This window comes from Pseudomonas sp. OE 28.3 (genome assembly GCF_014268205.2).
GTDB lineage: Bacteria > Pseudomonadota > Gammaproteobacteria > Pseudomonadales > Pseudomonadaceae > Aquipseudomonas > Aquipseudomonas edaphica.
The window spans coordinates 5,624,785-5,643,151 of record NZ_CP077082.1 but is presented as its reverse complement, the minus strand read 5'-3'; the positions used below and the strand labels follow the sequence as shown (position 1 = coordinate 5,643,151).

At 60.1% G+C, this 18,367-nt stretch carries 14 protein-coding genes and 1 pseudogene; 12 read left to right on the top strand and 3 right to left on the bottom strand.

The window, feature by feature from the left end:
* Positions 1-325: 325 nt before the first annotated feature.
* The 3 genes from HU759_RS25320 to HU759_RS25310 all read left to right on the top strand — a co-directional run bounded on the left by HU759_RS25320 (position 326) and on the right by HU759_RS25310 (position 6,238).
* Positions 326-2,116, top strand: coding sequence for a DUF1302 domain-containing protein (locus tag HU759_RS25320; RefSeq protein WP_099549448.1), 1,791 nt, complete (start codon positions 326-328; stop codon positions 2,114-2,116).
* 26 nt (positions 2,117-2,142) lie between these two features.
* On the top strand, positions 2,143-3,501 hold the full coding sequence (locus HU759_RS25315; protein ID WP_017135078.1) for a DUF1329 domain-containing protein: 1,359 nt from the start codon (positions 2,143-2,145) through the stop codon (positions 3,499-3,501).
* Positions 3,502-3,742: 241 nt separating this feature from the next.
* Entirely contained in the window at positions 3,743-6,238 is a 2,496-nt protein-coding gene (locus HU759_RS25310) for a LuxR C-terminal-related transcriptional regulator (protein ID WP_186618064.1), read from the top strand.
* Here the strand turns inward: HU759_RS25310 and HU759_RS25305 are convergent.
* Positions 6,235-7,110, bottom strand: coding sequence for an AraC family transcriptional regulator (locus HU759_RS25305; RefSeq protein WP_138453523.1), 876 nt, complete (start codon positions 7,108-7,110; stop codon positions 6,235-6,237). The genes HU759_RS25310 and HU759_RS25305 overlap by 4 nt on opposite strands.
* A gap of 137 nt (positions 7,111-7,247) precedes the next feature.
* Here HU759_RS25305 and HU759_RS25300 point away from each other — a divergent pair, with 137 nt between their 5' ends.
* Positions 7,248-8,150, top strand: coding sequence for a DMT family transporter (locus tag HU759_RS25300; protein ID WP_186618066.1), 903 nt, complete (start codon positions 7,248-7,250; stop codon positions 8,148-8,150).
* Between the two features lie 95 nt (positions 8,151-8,245).
* Here the strand turns inward: HU759_RS25300 and norR are convergent, their stop codons facing one another.
* Entirely contained in the window at positions 8,246-9,790 is a 1,545-nt protein-coding gene (gene norR / locus HU759_RS25295; RefSeq protein WP_186618067.1) for a nitric oxide reductase transcriptional regulator NorR, read from the bottom strand.
* A gap of 147 nt (positions 9,791-9,937) precedes the next feature.
* Here norR and hmpA point away from each other — a divergent pair, with 147 nt between their 5' ends.
* Positions 9,938-11,119 (top strand): NO-inducible flavohemoprotein, encoded by a 1,182-nt coding sequence (hmpA, locus tag HU759_RS25290; protein WP_186618068.1) that lies wholly within the window; start codon positions 9,938-9,940, stop codon positions 11,117-11,119.
* 300 nt (positions 11,120-11,419) lie between these two features.
* Positions 11,420-11,926, top strand: a complete 507-nt coding sequence (locus HU759_RS25285; RefSeq protein ID WP_017135072.1) for a disulfide bond formation protein B — start codon at positions 11,420-11,422, stop codon at positions 11,924-11,926.
* A 474-nt stretch (positions 11,927-12,400) separates the two neighbouring features.
* On the opposite strand, the pseudogene HU759_RS30050 reads toward HU759_RS25285, so the two are convergent.
* A pseudogene (locus HU759_RS30050) lies at positions 12,401-12,692 on the bottom strand (hypothetical protein).
* Between the two features lie 27 nt (positions 12,693-12,719).
* Between HU759_RS30050 and cyoA the strand changes: the two are divergent.
* The 6 genes from cyoA to queC all read left to right on the top strand — a co-directional run bounded on the left by cyoA (position 12,720) and on the right by queC (position 18,355).
* Complete coding sequence (gene cyoA / locus HU759_RS25280; RefSeq protein WP_026013527.1) at positions 12,720-13,661, top strand: ubiquinol oxidase subunit II; 942 nt, start codon at positions 12,720-12,722, stop codon at positions 13,659-13,661.
* A gap of 3 nt (positions 13,662-13,664) precedes the next feature.
* Positions 13,665-15,683 carry a cytochrome o ubiquinol oxidase subunit I gene (gene cyoB, locus HU759_RS25275; protein ID WP_017135070.1) on the top strand — a complete coding sequence of 673 codons (2,019 nt, stop codon included), beginning with the start codon at positions 13,665-13,667 and terminating at the stop codon, positions 15,681-15,683.
* Positions 15,684-15,686: 3 nt separating this feature from the next.
* Positions 15,687-16,313, top strand: a complete 627-nt coding sequence (locus HU759_RS25270; RefSeq protein ID WP_010206435.1) for a cytochrome o ubiquinol oxidase subunit III — start codon at positions 15,687-15,689, stop codon at positions 16,311-16,313.
* Positions 16,313-16,654, top strand: a complete 342-nt coding sequence (gene cyoD, locus HU759_RS25265; protein ID WP_010206434.1) for a cytochrome o ubiquinol oxidase subunit IV — start codon at positions 16,313-16,315, stop codon at positions 16,652-16,654. The genes HU759_RS25270 and cyoD overlap by 1 nt, the downstream gene beginning before the upstream one ends.
* A gap of 11 nt (positions 16,655-16,665) precedes the next feature.
* The gene (gene cyoE / locus HU759_RS25260; protein WP_017135069.1) at positions 16,666-17,553 is read left to right on the top strand and encodes a heme o synthase; all 888 of its coding nucleotides are present in this window, start codon (positions 16,666-16,668) and stop codon (positions 17,551-17,553) included.
* Positions 17,554-17,656: 103 nt separating this feature from the next.
* On the top strand, positions 17,657-18,355 hold the full coding sequence (gene queC, locus HU759_RS25255) for a 7-cyano-7-deazaguanine synthase QueC (RefSeq protein ID WP_186618069.1): 699 nt from the start codon (positions 17,657-17,659) through the stop codon (positions 18,353-18,355).
* Positions 18,356-18,367 lie beyond the last annotated feature (12 nt).

Sequence of the window (18,367 nt, the reverse complement as noted above, 5' to 3'; positions counted from 1 at the left end):
TTAGGCCAATCTATTGGAATCAGACTTTTCCTGGATTTACCCAAGCGGGCCATCTGCCCTGAAAGTGCGTTAAGAATAGTCGGTTGTAACAAAATGAGTAATAGCAGTTCAGGACAAGGACTGTTGCAATTTCGGTAATTATCGCCGGCGCGCTATCCATCCTCCTGATAATCCGCCATCTGCCTGATCCATGGTGGCGCCCAAACCGCGGCCAGAGCGCCTGTTCATCCTTTCGAGCGACACCACGAATACCCCTTTGGTGCGCTTATCGCTCCCGAGGGGCGGCAGTAGGGTGGGGCCTTCTGTCACTCACCGGGGAAGACGCATGACAAAAACAACAATGCGCGCCATCTTCACGCCACAGGCGCTGGCCACGGCGGTTGCGCTGGGTTTCTGCGCCCAGGCGCAGGCTGTTTCATTCAACATCGGCGAGATCGAAGGGCAATTCGATTCCTCGCTGTCGGTCGGCGCCAGTTGGGGCATGCGCGATGCTGACAAGAAGCTGGTGGGCATTCCCAACGGCGGCACGGGGCAGGCGTCCACCGGTGATGACGGGCGGCTGAACTTCAAGAAGGGTGAGACCTTCTCCAAGATATTCAAGGGCATTCACGACCTGGAGCTTAAGTACGGCGACAGCGGCATCTTTGTGCGCGGCAAGTACTGGTACGACTTCGAACTGCAGGACGAAAACCGCGAGTTCAAGCAAATCAGCAACAACCACCGCGACGAAGGCGCGCGCTCGTCCGGCTACGAGCTGCTGGATGCTTTTGTGTATCACAACTATTCCATCGGCGATTTGCCGGGCGCCGTGCGGGTCGGCAAACAGGTGGTGAGCTGGGGTGAAAGTACGTTTATCGGTAACTCGATCAACAGCATCAACCCCATCGACGTCTCGGCGTTCCGCCGCCCAGGCGCCGAGATCAAGGAAGGCCTGATTCCGGTCAACATGCTGTTCGCGTCCCAAAGCCTGACTAACCAGCTGTCGGTGGAAGGTTTTTACCAACTCAACTGGGAAAACACCGTGGTGGATAACTGCGGCACCTTCTTCGGTAACGATGTAGTGGCTCACGGCTGCAATGGCAACTACACGGTCGGCAGCCCGGCGATTGCGCCGTTGCAACCGGTGGCCGCAGCATTTGGCCAGGGCTTTCAGGTGACGCGCGAAGGCGTGGTGGTGCAGCGCGCCAACGACCGCGAAGCGCGCGATGGCGGCCAGTTCGGTGCGGCCTTGCGCTGGCTGGGCGATGACACCGAGTACGGCCTCTACTTCATGAACTACCACAGCCGCACGCCAACGGTGGGCACGATTACCGCCAACACCAACCTGGCCACCATCGGCCGCATCGTCAGCACTGCCAACGCCATCGCGCCCGGCAGTGGTTCGGGCCTGGCCCAGAGCACCATGCTCGGGCGTGGCCAGTATTACCTCGATTACCCGGAAGACATCCGCCTGTACGGCGCGAGTTTCTCCACCACCTTGCCCACCGGCACGGCCTGGACCGGCGAAATCAGCTATCGGCCGAATGCGCCGGTGCAACTCAACACCACCGACCTGACCCTGGCGCTGGTCAACCCGATTGCCGGCCAAACCGCCTCGCCGATCCGCAGTTCGTTCGGCTCGGACAACTCAGGTTACCGCCGCAAGGAAATCACCCAGATCCAGAGCACCATGACCCAGTTCTTCGACCAGGTGTTGGGCGCCGAACGCCTGACGCTGGTGGGCGAGGCGGCCTATGTGCACGTCGGCGGGCTGGAAGCCAAGACCAAACTGCGTTATGGCCGCGATTCGGTGTATGGCGCCTATGGTTTCGGCGGCGACACCGACGGCTTCGTCACCGCGAACTCCTGGGGTTACCGCGCCCGCGCGATCCTCGACTACAACAACGTGTTCGCCGGGGTGAACCTCAAGCCCAACCTGTCCTGGTCCCATGACGTCAGCGGCTACGGCCCCAACGGCATTTTCAACGAAGGCGCCAAGGCGATCAGCGTCGGCGTGGATGCGGACTACCGCAACACCTACACCGCGAGCCTGAGCTACACCGACTTTTTCGGCGGTGACTACAACACCCTCACCGACCGCGACTTTATCGCCCTCAGCTTCGGCGTGAACTTCTGACTTGGTTTAAGGAAGGACAACAACCTATGCGTAAGCTATTTGCAGTGATGGCCCTGAGTGTACTGGCCGCCCACGTCATGGCCGCCGTCTCGCCCGAAGAGGCCGCCAAGCTCGGCACCACCCTGACGCCGGTCGGCGCCGAAAAAGCCGGCAACGCCGACGGTTCGATCCCGGCCTGGACCGGCGGCATCCCGAAAAACGCTGGCGCGGTGGACAGCAAAGGCTTTCTGGCCGACCCGTTCGCCAATGAAAAACCGCTGTTCGTGATCACTGCCGCCACGGTCGACAAGTACAAAGACAAGCTCTCCGACGGCCAGGTGGCGATGTTCAAGCGTTACCCCGAGACCTACAAGATCCCGGTGTACCCGACCCATCGCACGGTCAACCTGCCGCCGGATATCTACGAGTCGATCAAGCGCAGCGCGCTGAACGTGCACGCGATTAACGACGGTAATGGCCTGGAAAACTTCACCGGCAACCGTTACTACGCGTTCCCGATCCCGAAAAATGGCGTGGAAGTGTTGTGGAACCACATCACCCGTTATCACGGCGGTAACCTCAAGCGCATCATCACCCAGGCCACCCCGCAAACGAATGGCAGCTACACGCCGATTCGCTTCGAAGAAGAAGTGGCGGTGCCGCAAGCCATCCCGGACATCGACCAGGCCAAGGCGGCCAACGTGCTGAGCTTCTTCAAGCAATCGGTCACGGCGCCCGCACGCCTGGCGGGCAACGTGCTGCTGGTGCATGAAACCCTCGACCAGGTGAAGGAGCCGCGTCTGGCCTGGATCTACAATGCCGGCCAACGCCGCGTGCGCCGTGCACCGCAAGTCTCGTATGACGGCCCGGGCACCGCCTCCGATGGCCTGCGCACCACCGACAACTTCGACATGTTCTCCGGCGCGCCCGACCGCTACGACTGGAAACTGGTCGGCAAAAAAGAGATGTACATCCCCTACAACAGCTACAAGCTCGATTCGCCGACCCTCAAGTACGACGACATCATCAAGGCCGGGCACATCAACCAGGACCTCACCCGCTACGAGCTGCACCGCGTGTGGGAAGTGGTCGGCACGGTCAAGCCGAGCGAGCGGCACATCTACGCCAAGCGCCACATGTACATTGACGAAGACAGCTGGCAGGTCGCGCTGGTGGACCACTACGACGGGCGAGGCCAACTGTGGCGCGTTGCTGAAGGCCATGCGCAGTTCTATTACGACCACCAAGTGCCGGCCTACACCGTGGAAACCCTGTACGACATCATTGCCGGGCGCTACATCGCGCTCGGCATGAAGAATGAGGAAAAGCGCAGTTTCGTGTTCGGCTTCGCGGCCAAGGCGGCGGACTACACGCCAGCAGCGCTACGGTCCGAGGGCGTTCGCTGACTCAGATATAAAATATGGGAGCGAGCTTGTGTGGGAGCTGGCTTGCCTGCGATAGCATCACCTCGGTATGCCTGTTAGACCGAGGTGTCTGCATCGCAGGCAAGCCAGCTCCCACAGTTGTCTGCATTCTGCCTTTAATTAATGCCCTTCAATCACCCTGCTGAATACTTCTTCAACAACCGCCAACCACAGGACTAGGGTGGCGTCAGGTTGCATAACAATAAAAACGCAGGATGCAGCAATGACCGCCATGACCCGCTGCCTGGACCGTCCTGGATTCATGCCACGGCTGTCCGCCCATCACCTGTTACGCCCGCAATTGACCGAGCCGTTGCTCGCAGCAACCGTGAGGGTGAAGTTGCTGTGCGCGCCGGGTGGCAGTGGCAAAAGCGCGTTACTGGCCGAGTGTGCCTTGCAGGCGCCCAAGGGTTGCCAGGTCTATTGGCTGCCACTCAATGGTGCGGCTTTGAGCCCCGATGAGTTGTGCCAACGCTTGGCGCACAACCTGGGGCTGGCGTTTGTCGATGAAGCTACCTTGTTGCTTGACCTCAGCCGCTGGCAGCCCACGGCGTGGTTGTTCCTGGATGATTACTGCCGCCTGCCCGCGCCCGAGCTGGATGCTTTGCTCGACCGCCTGCTCAGTGTCGCCAGCCCGGCGCTGACCTGGTGGCTGGGCGCGCGGCGGCGACCGGCATGCAACTGGCCGCGGTTGTTGCTCGACGATGAACTGTTGGTGTGCAGCGAGCTGAACTTCAGCCCGGCGCAAGTCCAGCAACTGCTCGGCGGCGGGCAAAGCTTCGACAGCGTGATGCAGTTCAGCGGCGGTTGGTGCGCCGGTGTACGCATTGCCTTGCTCGGTGATGGTCACCCGGACAAAACCTTGCTCGACTACCTGCAACACGAACTGCTGCGCACCTTGCCGGTCGAGTTGGCTGAGGCCTGGCGGGTATTGGCGCACCTGCCGCGCTTCAACCCGGGCCTGTGTGAGCACCTGTTCGGCGCTGGCGACGGCGCCGACTACCTGCGGGAGTTGCAGGCATTGGGCGCCTTTATCCAGCCCTGGGAAGACACCACCGATTGGCTGCAGGTCTTTGCGCCGCTCGCACGCTTGCTGCGCGATGAGCCCTGGCCGGCCAAGCGCGCCTGGCATCGGCGTGCCTGCCAATGGTTTACCGCCGAGTGCGATTGGCAAGCCGCGTTTGAACAGGCCTTGCTGGCCGAAGCGTTTGAGATGGCGGTGAGCCTGTTGCAACACTTCAGTTTTGAAGACTTGTTCCGTCAGCAGAATGCGCAGCTGTTGCTGCGTCTGCATGAGCAACATGGCGATGAATTGATGCTTGGCTCCGCACAACTGATGGGGCTGGTGACGGCCGCATTGTTGTTCGCCGGGCGCTTTGAGCAAGCCGGTGTGTGCATCGACCAGCTTGCCCGGTTTGCACCACAGCCGACGGCGGCGAAACAGCGGCATTTACTGGCGCGCTGGCAGGCGCAATGGGGCTGGTTGTTGCACCTCAATGGGGATGCCGAGCGCTCCCGCGAGCATTTTCTGGAGGCTTTGCAAGCGTTGCCCGACAGCGCCTGGACTTCCCGGCTGATGTGCCTTTCGGGCCTGACCCAGCAAGCCTTGCTGCGCGGCGAGCTGGACGTGGGCCAAGCCTTGAACCGCGAAGCGCTGTGCCTGGCGCGTGCCCATGGTTCATTGGTGCTGGAAGCGCTGCTGGAACTGGATCATGCGCAATTGCTGGAGCAACGCGGTGCACCGTATCGGGCGCAAAGCCTGCTGGAAAATGTGCAGGCGATGCTGGCGCGCCAGCGCCTCAAGGCGGGGCCACTGGTAGGGCGTATCGCCCTGCGGCGCGGGCATCTGGCGTTGCGCCAAGGCCAGGACGCGCTCGCCGGTGAATGCTTCGAGAGCGGTTTGAGCCTGTGCCTGCACAGCCAGGACAAGCGCGTGCTCTATGGGTTTCTCGGCCTGGCGTTGCTGGCGGCCAACCATGGCGATTACGCCCAGGCGTTTGCCCAGTTGCGCGAAGCGGAGCGCTTGATGCAGCAACGCCATGTGCCGGACTCGGTGTACCGCGCGGTGCTGCTGTTGGTCAGTGGGCACTTCTGGTTGCAACAGGGCCGTGCCGAACTGACCGTGGAAGCAGTGCGCCGGGTGCTGCGCCACTTCCGTGGGCCACAGGCCCGGCAAGCACCGCCGGCTACGCTGGAACTGATTCCACGGCTGGAGTACTTGCTGGTGCTGGCCGAGGTGAAGCTGGGTGTGGCCGTTCAGCCTATGGAGCGCCTGTATGCCTTGCTCGACACCACCCAACTACGCGGCATGCTCTGCCTGGAAACTGAGCTGCACCTGGTGCTGGGCGAAGTGGCCTGGCAGTTGGGCGACTCAGCCGTGGCCCGGCGCGCCCTGCAAACCGGGCTGGAGCTGGCGCAACGCTGCCAGGTGCAGCAGGCGATTCGCGAGCTGCGTTTGCGTGCGCCGGGGCTATTGATTGAGCTGGGCCTGGAAACCCCGGCGGCGCCCAGTGGCGTGGTGGAAAACCCGCTGAGCCAACGCGAACTGGAAGTGCTGCAGCTGATCGCCCAAGGCAACTCCAACCTGGAAATCGCCGACCGGCTGTTTATCTCGCTGCACACCGTCAAGACTCACGCGCGGCGTATCCACAGCAAGCTCGGCGTTGAGCGACGCACCCAAGCGGTGGCCAAGGCCAAGACATTGGGCTTGATGGTTTAGGCGCAGAACGCCTGGCGGTATTCCCCGGGCGTGGCGCCCATGGCCTGGCGAAAACGGTGGGTAAAGTGGCTGGCGCTGGAGAAGCCACACCGCCACGCAATCTCGCCAAGGGGCAGGGCGCCGCCACGCAACAGGGCTTGCGCACGCGCCAGGCGACGTGCCAACAGGTACTGGTGGGGCGGCAGGCCGAAGCTTTGGCGGAACATTCGCGCAAAATGGTATTCCGACAGCGCGCACAGGCCGGCCAGTTGCCCGAGGCTGATCGGGTCTTCCAGGTGGTGGTCGATAAACTCCACCAACAGCCGCCGCTGATGCGCCGCCAACCCGCCCTTCAAACGCAGGCCATCGCGTGCGCCGACTTGGCTGAGCAAGGTGTGGCTGAGCATTTCATGGGCCAGACTGCTGGTCAGCAGGCGCTCGGCGGGCTCCTTCCAGTTGAGGGCGATCAGTTGGTGAAAGCGTTGGGCCTGGCTGGCGTCTTCGAGGAAGGTGCTTTCGCGCAGTTGCAGTTCCCGCGGTTCGCGATCGAGCAACGTGACGCAGCCGAGGGCAAATTGCTCGGGACTGAAATACACGTGGGCCAGGCGGATCTCACCGTTGATCACCCAAGCCGACTGGTGCTCGGCGGGCAGTATGCAGAGTTTATCCGGGCCGCCCTTGGTGCCAGGCTGATCGCGCCGAAACGTGCCGGTGCCGCCGCCGATGTAGCAGGACAAGGTGTGATGGGTCGGCGCCTGGTAGTCCTGCGAGTCGTGATGGTTGCTCCACAAGGCCGCAGACAAACCGTCACCGAGCTCGGCGCAGGCTTCCAGGCGTGCGTTGGGCGAGCGGTTAAGGGCTTGAAAGACTTGCAGGGATTCCAGATCTGGCATGGTTGTGCTCTCCGACGCCTTGCATCCTACTCCCGCCGGCGATAGCTGTGATCCCTGCGCCCGACAAAAGCGCAAGAATGTGCAAGAGCGCCGGCCGGCTGCCAAGGGACACTGTGCCTCAATCGACGGAGCCCGCTATGAACCTTTTCCTGTATTTACTCACCGTGCTGATCTGGGGCACCACCTGGATCGCCCTCAAATGGCAATTGGGCGTCGTGGCGATTCCCGTGTCGATCGTCTACCGCTTCGGCCTGGCGGCGCTGGTGCTGTTTGCGCTGTTGCTGCTCAGCCGCAAGTTGCAGGTGATGAACCGGCGCGGGCATTTGATCTGCCTGGCGCAGGGGCTGTGCCTGTTCTGCGTCAACTTCATGTGCTTCCTGACCGCCAGCCAATGGATCCCGAGCGGTCTGGTGGCAGTCGTGTTTTCTACCGCCACGTTGTGGAACGCCCTCAATGCCCGGGTGTTTTTTGGCCAGCGCGTAGCACGTAACGTGTTGATGGGCGGCGCGCTGGGGTTGCTGGGGCTGGGCTTTCTATTCTGGCCGGAACTGGCAGGGCATACCGCCAGCCCGCAGACCTTGCTCGGCCTGGGGTTGGCATTGTTGGGGACGATGTGTTTCTCGGCGGGCAATATGCTCTCGAGCCTGCAACAGAAGGCCGGGCTCAAGCCGCTGACCACCAACGCGTGGGGCATGGCCTATGGCGCTTTGATGCTGGCGACTTACTGTGCGGTGCGCGGCATTCCCTTCGACATGGACTGGAGTGCGCGGTATATCGGCGCGCTCTGGTATTTGGTGATTCCGGGTTCGGTGATCGGCTTTACCGCCTACCTCACCCTGGTTGGGCGCATGGGGCCGGAGCGGGCGGCGTATTGCACGGTGCTGTTTCCCGTGGTGGCTTTGAACGTGTCGGCGTTTGCCGAGGGATACCAGTGGACGGCCCCGGCGCTGATGGGGCTGGTGCTGGTGATGTTGGGGAATGTGTTGGTGTTCAGAAAGCCTCGGTCGGTTCACCCAATCTTAAAGGCGAAGGCAATCTAATGTGGGAGCTGGCTTGCCTGCGATGGCGGTGGGTCAGTCAAAGTTGAGCTAGCTGACCCACCGCCATCGCAGGCAAGCCAGCTCCCACAGTTGGGCTATTTGAGGCCCAGGCGCTTGGCCATGCGGCCAAGATTGGCGCGGTCCAGGCCGAGTTCGCGGGCGGCGCTGGCCCAGTTGTGCTGGTGGCGATCCAGGCAAGCGCTGATGACCTGGCGCTGGTAGTGCTCGGTAGCCTGGCGCAGGTCGCCGGTCGCGGCCAGCGGCGCTTGCAGCGGTGCTTCGATAGCCGGCGCGCTGACGTCCGGCAGGTCCAGGTCCTGGGCGCTCAGGCTCAGAATCTTCGGCCGCTCGCGGCAGTTACCCAGGGCTTTGAGCGCGCTGCGCCCGATCAAATGTTCCAGCTCCCGCACATTGCCCGGCCAGTTGTAGGCCAGCAGCGCGGCCTGGGCGTCGCTGGTCAGGCGCAGGCTGCCCAGGCCCATGCGCGAACGGTTCTGCTCCAGGAAGTACCCCGCCAGCAGCAACACATCCCGCCCGCGCTCGCGCAGCGCCGGCACTTGCAGCGGGTACACGCTCAGGCGGTGGTAGAAGTCGGCGCGGTAGCGGCCATTGCGCACTTCTTCGGCGAGGTCGCGGTTGGTGGCGGCAATCAGGCGTACATCCACCTGGTGTTCCTTGTCCGAACCCAAGCGCTGCAACTGGCCGCTTTGCAGGACGCGCAGTAATTTGGCCTGCACGGTCAGCGACAACTCGCCCACTTCATCCAGGAATAGGGTGCCGCCATTGGCCAGCTCGAACTTGCCACGGCGTTCATTCAACGCGCCGGTAAAGGCGCCGCGCACGTGGCCGAACAGTTCGCTTTCCACCAGGGTTTCCGGGAGCGCGGCGCAGTTGAGGCTGATCATCGGCTTGTCCGCACGCGGGGACGCGGCGTGGATGGCTTGGGCGACCAGCTCCTTGCCGACCCCGGTTTCGCCGGTAATCAGCACGGTCAGGTCGCTGCCGCCCACCAGCTTGATCTCCTCGACCAGACGCTTGTGCGCCTTGCTCTGGCCGATCATTTCCTTGTGCTGTTGGCCGCTGGCCTGGCGGTAGATCTCGGCGCGCTGATGTTCGTCTTCGGCGCGTAATGCCAGGCGCTCAATGCGTTCGGCGACATTGACCGTGGCCGCCGCCAGGCTGGCAAAGGCTTGCAAAGCATCCAGCTCAACGCGTTCGAAACGCTCGGTGTCCAGCGCGTCGAGGGTCAGCAGGCCCCAGGGCTGGTCGTCGATAAACAGCGGGCAGCCCATGCAGTCGTGCACTTCCAGGTGCCCGTGCAGGCCGTCGACCAAGCCGTCGTAGGGGTCGGGCAGTTCGCTGTCGCTGTCAAACCGGGTAGGGCCAGCGCTGCTCAGCAACACTTCAAAGCGCGGGTGTTCGCTGACCTTGAAGCGACGGCCAAGGGTATCGGCGCTCAAACCATCCACTGCCAGCGGCACCAGCCACTCACCGTCCAGGCGTAACAACGCGGCGGCATCGCACGGCAACAGTGCGCGCATGGCTTGCAACAGGCGTCGATAGCGCTCGCCCTCGGGCAGTTCGCGGGACAGGTCGGCGACCAGGGGCAGCAGGGTGGTGAGCAGCGATTGTGCAGTCATAATGACTCCTTGTAGTCCTTGTGACTATAAGGTGTAGGGAGTCATACTGACTACATTATATTTAACTTATTGAATTATAACGATTAATTAGTTGGCACGAATGCTGAGTAGGTAAAGGTAATCAGTAAAGAGACCCAGGAGTCTGCCATGCTTAGTGCCCAAGACCGTGCCATCGTCAAATCCACTGTGCCCCTGCTGGAGAGCGGCGGCGAGGCGCTGATCACGCATTTTTACCGCATGATGCTCAGCGAATACCCAGAAGTTCGCCCGCTGTTCAACCAGGCCCACCAGGCCAGCGGTGACCAGCCCCGTGCGCTGGCCAATGGCGTGCTGATGTATGCGCGGCACATCGATCAGCTGGACCAACTGGGTGACCTGGTGGCCAGGATCATCAACAAGCATGTGGCCTTGCAGATCCTGCCGGAACACTACCCGATTGTGGGCGCCTGCCTGCTGCGCGCCATCTCTGAAGTGCTCGGCAGCGAGATCGCCACACCTGAGGTGATGAATGCCTGGGGCGCGGCCTACGGCCAGTTGGCCGACATCCTGATTGGCGCCGAAGCGGCCATCTACGATGAAAAAGCCCAGGCGCCGGGCGGCTGGCGCGGTGCGCGGCCATTCCTGTTGGTCAAGCGTGTGGAGGAGAGCGACGAGATCATCTCCTTCTACTTTGCCCCTGTGGACAACGGCCCGATCCTGCAAGCCGCGCCGGGCCAGTACATCGGCATGAAGCTGGTGCTGGACGGCGAAGAAGTGCGCCGCAACTATTCCCTGTCGGCCCTGAGCGATGCGGGCCTGTACCGCATCAGCGTCAAACGCGAGGCCGGTGGGCGGGTGTCCAACTACCTGCATGACCAGATGCATGTCGGTGCAACCATCGACCTGTTCCCGCCATCGGGTGAGTTCACGCTGGCGGCCAGCGATAAACCGCTGGTGCTGATCAGCGGCGGGGTAGGCATCACCCCCACATTGCCCATGCTTGAAGCGGCCCTGGCAACCGAGCGCCCGGTGCACTTTATCCACTGCGCCCGCAACGGCGGCGTGCATGCGTTCCGTGATTGGGTCGATGCCCTGGCGGCCAGGCACCCGCAGCTCAAACGCTTTTACTGCTATGCCGAGGACGACGGCGTGAGCCCTGCGGCGGACAAGGTGGGGCTGTTGAGCCAGGAGCAATTGGCGGCGTGGTTACCCGAGGAACGTGACCTGGATGCGTACTTCCTGGGGCCTAAAGGCTTTATGGCGGCGATCAAACGCCATCTGAAGGCGTTGGGTGTGCCGGAGCAGCAGGCGCGCTACGAGTTCTTCGGCCCGGCGGCGGCGCTGGAATAAGTACATCTACCCTGTGGCGAGGGAGCTTGCTCCCGCTGGATCGGGCTGGCGCTCCAGAGCGCAGCGCTCCCAAGAATTTTGGGGCCGCTTCGCAGCCCAGCGGGAGCAAGCTCCCTCGCCACAACAAGCCCGGCTCCCACATTGGAATGCGATTCCCTGTGGGAGCCGGGCTTGCCCGCGATGGCGTCCGCTCAGCCACAACATTTATCCCGATTAATCCGCAGTTAACCCCTCTCTGTTTTAACCATGCTCTGTGTGTAAACTTGCCGGCATTGGCACAACGACAAAGGGAAAACGGGGATGAGTGACGAATTGCGTTTAGGCAGGGAGCGGCGCTTTCTGGTGTTGCTGGGCATCATCTGCCTGGCGCTGATTGGCGGTGCGCTGTATATGCAAGTGGTGTTGGGCGAGGCGCCGTGCCCGCTGTGTATCCTGCAGCGCTACGCTTTGCTGTTGATTGCGATCTTTGCCTTTATCGGCGCCGCCATGCGTCGCAAAGGTGCGGTCACTGTGTTTGAAGGGCTGGTAGTCCTCAGTGCCGTGGGCGGCGTCGCAGTTGCAGGCCACCACGTCTACACCCAGTTCTTCCCGGAGGTCAGTTGCGGCGTCGATGTGCTGCAGCCGATTGTCGATGAACTGCCACTGGCCAAGGTGTTTCCATTGGGCTTCCAAGTCGACGGCTTCTGCAGCACGCCGTACCCGCCCATCCTTGGCTTGTCCCTGGCGCAATGGGCGCTGGTGGCGTTCGTGCTGACGGTGATTCTGGTGCCGCTGGGCATCTATCGCAATCGCCAACGCCAGGCCTGAGTCTGCTCGCCAAAACGCCCCGGTCTTCCTTGAAGGAAGTCCGGGGCGTTTTTGGTTGTAGGGATTTGTGAAAGGGCCGTGACGAGGGGCAACAATAGGTGCGCGCAGCGTGCGACATGTTGTCACACGGACGTTGCCGCAGGACGTTTCTGACCCATCAAACCGCCGCCTGAATTTGCACCCGATGGCTAAATTGTGCTGTCAGTTCATCGTTTGGGCGATGCCGCGAATGTCACGCCGTGCGAGCCATTGGGTGATGTCCGAATGCCTTGTTTTATGGGGGCTTGGATCCGTTTTGCAAGCCCTTACAAGGTGTAAGGGAAGTGGCGTTGTGCTCAATAACACGGCAATTTTTGTGGTTTTTGTTGGGAATCGAACACGATAAGATCGCGAACCTTTGCAGGATTAGTGAAGGATTGTTGCTGTAATCGATAAAAATTATTTCTTTATAAGACATGGTTTATACATCGCTAGCTAACTACAATCGCCCGCACTGAATGTCCGGTGCTGTTCAATATTTGAGCACTGGAGCGGTCGAGGGGCAGATGGACGGCTCTGTGCGACCCCAAGGTTCCGGCAGCCTTTCAACTATCCGCACCAAATGGAATTGGTCTGTAACAAGGCCTTTAACCACGAAATCGAATAAGAACTCACCGCAGGTCCGTGAAACGTACAGTTATGGCGTGACGGGCAGGCTCTTATTCAATCGAAGAGAAATGCCAACCCTTGGCAGGGTGAAGTGTTGGCGATCAAAACCCAACTGCATTGCGCAAGCTGCTTTAGAGGTCGTGAGATGAGTAAAAACAGGTACCCCCGATTACTAGGCTTTTTGCCGCTGATTGGCATGCTGTTAATGCTGGGAGGCTGCAAGTGGACCTTGATGGACCCAAAAGGACAGATCGGTCTGGATCAACGAAACCTGATCATCACCGCTACCCTGCTGATGCTGCTGGTCGTGGTCCCTGTGATCATCATGACCTTCGCCTTCGCCTGGAAATACCGCGCGTCGAACACCAGCGCTACCTACGCGCCTAAGTGGTCGCACTCCACCAAGATCGAAATCGCCGTGTGGCTGGTGCCGGTCCTCATCATCATCGCCCTGGGTTACATCACCTATAAGTCGACCCACGAGCTGGACCCGTACCGTCCGCTGGAATCCAACGTCAAGCCGATCAATATCGAAGTGGTCGCGCTGGACTGGAAGTGGCTGTTCATCTACCCGGACCTGGGTATCGCCACGGTCAACGAGATCCAGTTCCCGGAGAACACTCCGCTTAATTTCCGGATCACCTCCGATGCCGTGATGAACTCGTTCTTCATCCCTGCACTGGGCGGCCAGATCTACGCGATGGCGGGCATGCAGACTCGCCTGCACCTGATCGCCAACGAAAAAGCTGAAATGGAAGGCATCTCCGCGAACTACAGCGGCGCTGGCTTCACCGGCATGAAATTCAAAGCGATCTCGACGAGCCAGGAAGACTTCAACGCCTGGGTAGCCGCAGTCAAGGCCGCACCTAAACAGCTTGATCAAGCTGAATACGACGCCCTGACCAAACCAAGCCAGAACAACCCAGTCGCTCTGTACTCCGCGTTTGAGCCGGACCTGTTTCAGAAAATCGTCGACAAGTACGAAGGTATGAAGCCAGGCAAGCCGGTCAAGCACGAGAAGAAAGAAGTGGCCGTGGTTGAAGGTTCTGACACGGGCTCGCATTCAACTGCTGGGGCAGAGGAGTAAACGATGTTTGGTAAATTAAGTTGGGATGCGGTCCCGTTCCACGAGCCGATCGTGATGGTGACCATCGCCATGATCGCGCTGGGTGGTCTGGCACTGTTTGCTGCAATCACGTATTTCAAGAAGTGGACCTACCTGTGGACCGAGTGGCTGACGTCTGTCGACCACAAGAAAATCGGTGTCATGTACGTCATCGTTGCCATGGTCATGCTGCTGCGTGGTTTTGCCGACGCCATCATGATGCGTACCCAGTTGGCCATGGCCACCGAGGGTTCGCCTGGCTACCTGCCGCCTGAACACTATGACCAGATCTTCACCGCTCACGGTGTGATCATGATCATCTTCATGGCGATGCCATTCTTCACCGGCTTGATGAACCTGGCCTTGCCGCTGCAGATCGGTGCGCGTGACGTTGCCTACCCGTTCCTGAACTCCCTGAGCTTCTGGCTGCTGGTTTCCGGCGTGGTGCTGATCAACCTGTCCCTGGGCGTCGGCGAATTCGCCAAGACCGGCTGGGTTGCGTATCCGCCGTTGTCGGGTATTCAGTACAGTCCGGGCGTGGGTGTGGACTACTACATCTGGGCGCTACAGTTATCAGGACTCGGGACGACGCTAACGGGGGTCAACTTCCTGGCCACCGTCCTGAAAATGCGCGCCCCTGGCATGAAACTGATGGACATGCCGATCTTCACCTGGACCTGCACCTGGGCCAACGTCCTGATCGTGGCTTCGTTCCCGATCCTGGCCGCTACCATGGCGCTGCTGTCGCTTGACCGTTACCTGGATTTCCACATTTTCACCAATGAACTTGGTGGCAATCCAATGATGTACGTGAACCTGTTCTGGGCATGGGGTCACCCTGAGGTGTACATCCTGATCCTGCCAGCGTTCGGTATCTTCTCTGAAGTGATCTCGACCTTTACCGGCAAGCGCCTGTTCGGTCACCACTCGATGGTTTATGCATCGGGCGCAATCTCTGTACTGGGCTTCATGGTGTGGCTGCACCACTTCTTCACCATGGGTTCGGGGGCCAGCGTCAACGCCTTCTTCGGCCTGGCGACGATGTTGATTTCGATCCCGACGGGGGTGAAGCTATTCAACTGGCTATTCACCATCTACCACGGCCGTCTGCGTATCACCAGCCAGGTTCTGTGGACCCTGGGCTTCATGGTGACCTTCGCCATCGGCGGCATGACCGGCGTACTGCTGGCCATCCCGGGTGCTGACTTCGTACTGCATAACAGCCTGTTCGTGATCGCGCACTTCCACAACGTGATCATCGGTGGTGCTGTATTCGGCTACATCGCAGGTTTCAGCTTCTACTTCCCGAAAGCGTTCGGCTTCAAGCTGCACGAAGGTTGGGGCAAGGCTGCATTCTGGTTCTGGATCTCGGGCTTCTTCGTCGCGTTCATGCCGCTCTACGCGCTGGGCTTCATGGGCATGACCCGTCGTCTGAACGCCACTACCAACCCTGAGTGGGTGCCGTACCTGTACGTCGCCATGTTCGGTGCGTTGATGATTGCTGCCGGTATTGCCTGCCAGCTGATCCAGCTGTACGTGAGCATCCGTGACCGTAAGCAGAACGCTTGCGACTCCGGTGACCCATGGAATGGCCACACCCTGGAATGGTCGACTTCGTCGCCACCGCCGTTCTACAACTTCGCTGTGATCCCTACTGCGAACACCATTGATGCGTTCACCGAAGCCAAGGAAGACGGTACTGCGTACCAGCGTCCTAAGCACTACGAGCCGATCCACATGCCGAACAACACCGCCACTGGCGTGGTGATGGGCGCGCTGTTGACCGTGTTCGGTTTCGCGATGATCTGGCACATCTGGTGGCTGGCAATCGTGGGCCTGGTAGGCACTATCGGTTACTTCATCATTCACGCTGCCCGTGATGATCAAGGCTACATGGTGCCGGTCGAGACGATCGAACGCATCGAAGCCGAGCAGCACGCTCGCCTGGTAGCCGAGAAGAAAATCCCGGCCAACCGTGTAGAAACCTCGTTGGAACAGGCTTAAACCATGTCGAACTTAGTGACCAATGCTGGACACGCCCATGTCGATGACCATGGGCACGATGACCATCACCACGACTCGGGGCCAATGACCGTATTCGGTTTCTGGCTCTACCTGATGACCGACTGCATCTTGTTTGCGTCGATCTTCGCGGTGTACGCGGTACTGGTAAACAACGTAGCGGGTGGCCCGTCGGGCCACGACATCTTCGAACTGCCTTACGTGCTCGGCGAAACCGCCTTGCTGTTGTTCAGTTCGATCACCTACGGCTTCGCCATGTTGGCCTTCTACAAGGGCAACAAGAAAGGCGTACTGAGCTGGTTGGCACTGACCTTCCTGTTCGGCCTGGGCTTCATCGGCATGGAGATCAACGAGTTCCACCTGCTGATCTCCGAAGGCTACGGCCCGCACCGTTCCGGCTTCCTGTCCGCGTTCTTCACGCTGGTAGGCACCCACGGTCTGCACGTAACTGCCGGCCTGCTGTGGATGGCGGTGATGATGTATCAGGTCAATAAGCACGGCCTGACCAACACCAACAAGACTCGCCTGAGCTGCCTGAGCCTGTTCTGGCACTTCCTGGACGTGGTCTGGATCTGCGTATTCACCGTCGTTTACTTGATGGGGACTCTGTAATGGCTAATGCACACTCCCATGACCATGACAGCCATGATGCGAGCCACGGCAGCGTAAAGTCTTACGCTATCGGTTTCATCCTGTCGGTCATCCTGACCCTGATCCCGTTCGGCCTGGTGATGTACCCAACCTTGCCGAAGTCGATCACCTTGATGATCGTCCTGGCGTTCGCGGTGATTCAGGTTCTGGTTCACCTGGTGTACTTCCTGCACCTGGATCGCTCGAAAGAGCAGCGCGATAACGTGATTGCGTTCGTGTTCGCAGGTCTTGTGATCCTGCTGCTGGTTGGCCTGTCGATATGGATCATGTTCAGCATCCATACGTTCATGATGGCGAAGTGAGGTAAGACCCGATGTCGCTTAAGCACTTTATCCAAATCACCAAACCGGGGATCATTTTCGGTAACGTGCTTTCTGTGGCAGGCGGTTTCTTCCTGGCCTCCAAGGGGCATGTCGATCTGGCCATTTTCTTGGCTGCGATGATCGGCACGTCCCTGGTGGTAGCTTCCGGTTGTGTGTTCAACAACTGCATCGACCGTGACATCGACTTGAAGATGGAACGCACCAAGAATCGTGTGCTGGTGCAGGGCCTTATCTCCCTGAAACTGGCACTGATCTACGCGACCGTCCTGGGTGTTGCCGGTGTAGCCCTGTTGTACAAGGTGGCCAACCCGTTGGCGGCGCTGTTTGCCGTGATCGGTTTTGTTATCTACGTCGGCCTTTACAGCCTGTACCTCAAGCGCAAGTCGGTTCACGGCACGCTGGTGGGCAGTCTGTCGGGGGCGATGCCGCCGGTGATTGGTTATGTGGCTGTAACCAATAGCTTCGACATGGCTGCGCTGGTGCTGCTGGTGATGTTCAGCCTGTGGCAGATGCCGCACTCCTATGCCATCGCGATCTTCCGCTTCAATGACTACCTGGCTGCGTCGATTCCGGTTCTGCCGGTTAAGCGTGGCATTCAGGTGGCCAAGAAACACATCCTGCTCTACATCCTGGCCTTCCTCGTGGCGACCTTGATGTTGACCTTCAGTGGCTATGCCGGCATGAGCTACCTCGCCGTCGCCGCCGCCATGGGCATGTACTGGTTGTACATGGCCTGGACCGGCTACAAGGCGGTGGATGACACCGTCTGGGCGCGCAAGCTGTTCGTGTTCTCGATCTTCACCATCACCGCGCTCAGCGTGATGATGTCCCTGGATTTCCAAGTGCCGAAAGAGCTGTTGCTGACCTACGCACACTGAGTCACCGAGCAACAAAAAGCCCCGCCTTCGCAAGAAGCGCGGGGCTTTTTATTGAGTGGCCTTTAAACTATTCCCACATTCTACAAATGCAGGAAGCAACGTGATGACTAAAAAAGCCGTGATGGTATTCAGTGGCGGGCAGGACTCGACCACCTGCCTGATCCAGGCGCTGGGGCAGTATGACGAAGTGCACTGCATTACCTTCGATTATGGCCAGCGCCATGTGGCCGAAGTTGAAGTCGCGCAGAAGTTGGCCAAGCAGTTGGGCGCCACCGTTCACAAAGTGATGGACGTGTCCCTGCTCAACGAGCTGGCAATCAGCAGCCTGACCCGCGACAACATCCCGGTGCCGACCGTGAACAGCTCGGGCGAAAGCCTGCCGAGCACGTTTGTGCCGGGGCGCAATATTCTGTTTCTGACCCTGGCGGCGATCTACGCCTATCAGGTCAAAGCTGAAAGCGTGATTACCGGTGTCTGCGAGACCGACTTCTCGGGTTACCCCGATTGCCGCGATGACTTTGTCAAAGCGCTGAACACGGCGCTTGAACTGGGCATGGATTACAAGCTGCGCCTGGACACGCCGTTGATGTGGCTGAACAAGGCTGAGACCTGGGCTTTGGCAGATTACCACCAGCAACTGGACCTGATTCAGCACCAGACCCTGACTTGCTACAACGGCATCATTGGCACCGGCTGCGGTAATTGCGATGCATGCAACCTGCGGGCTCGGGGCTTGAATGAGTATTTGCAGGACAAGGCGGGTGTGATGAGCAGCCTGAAGCAGAAGTTGCAACTGAGCTAGGGGTTAGGGACC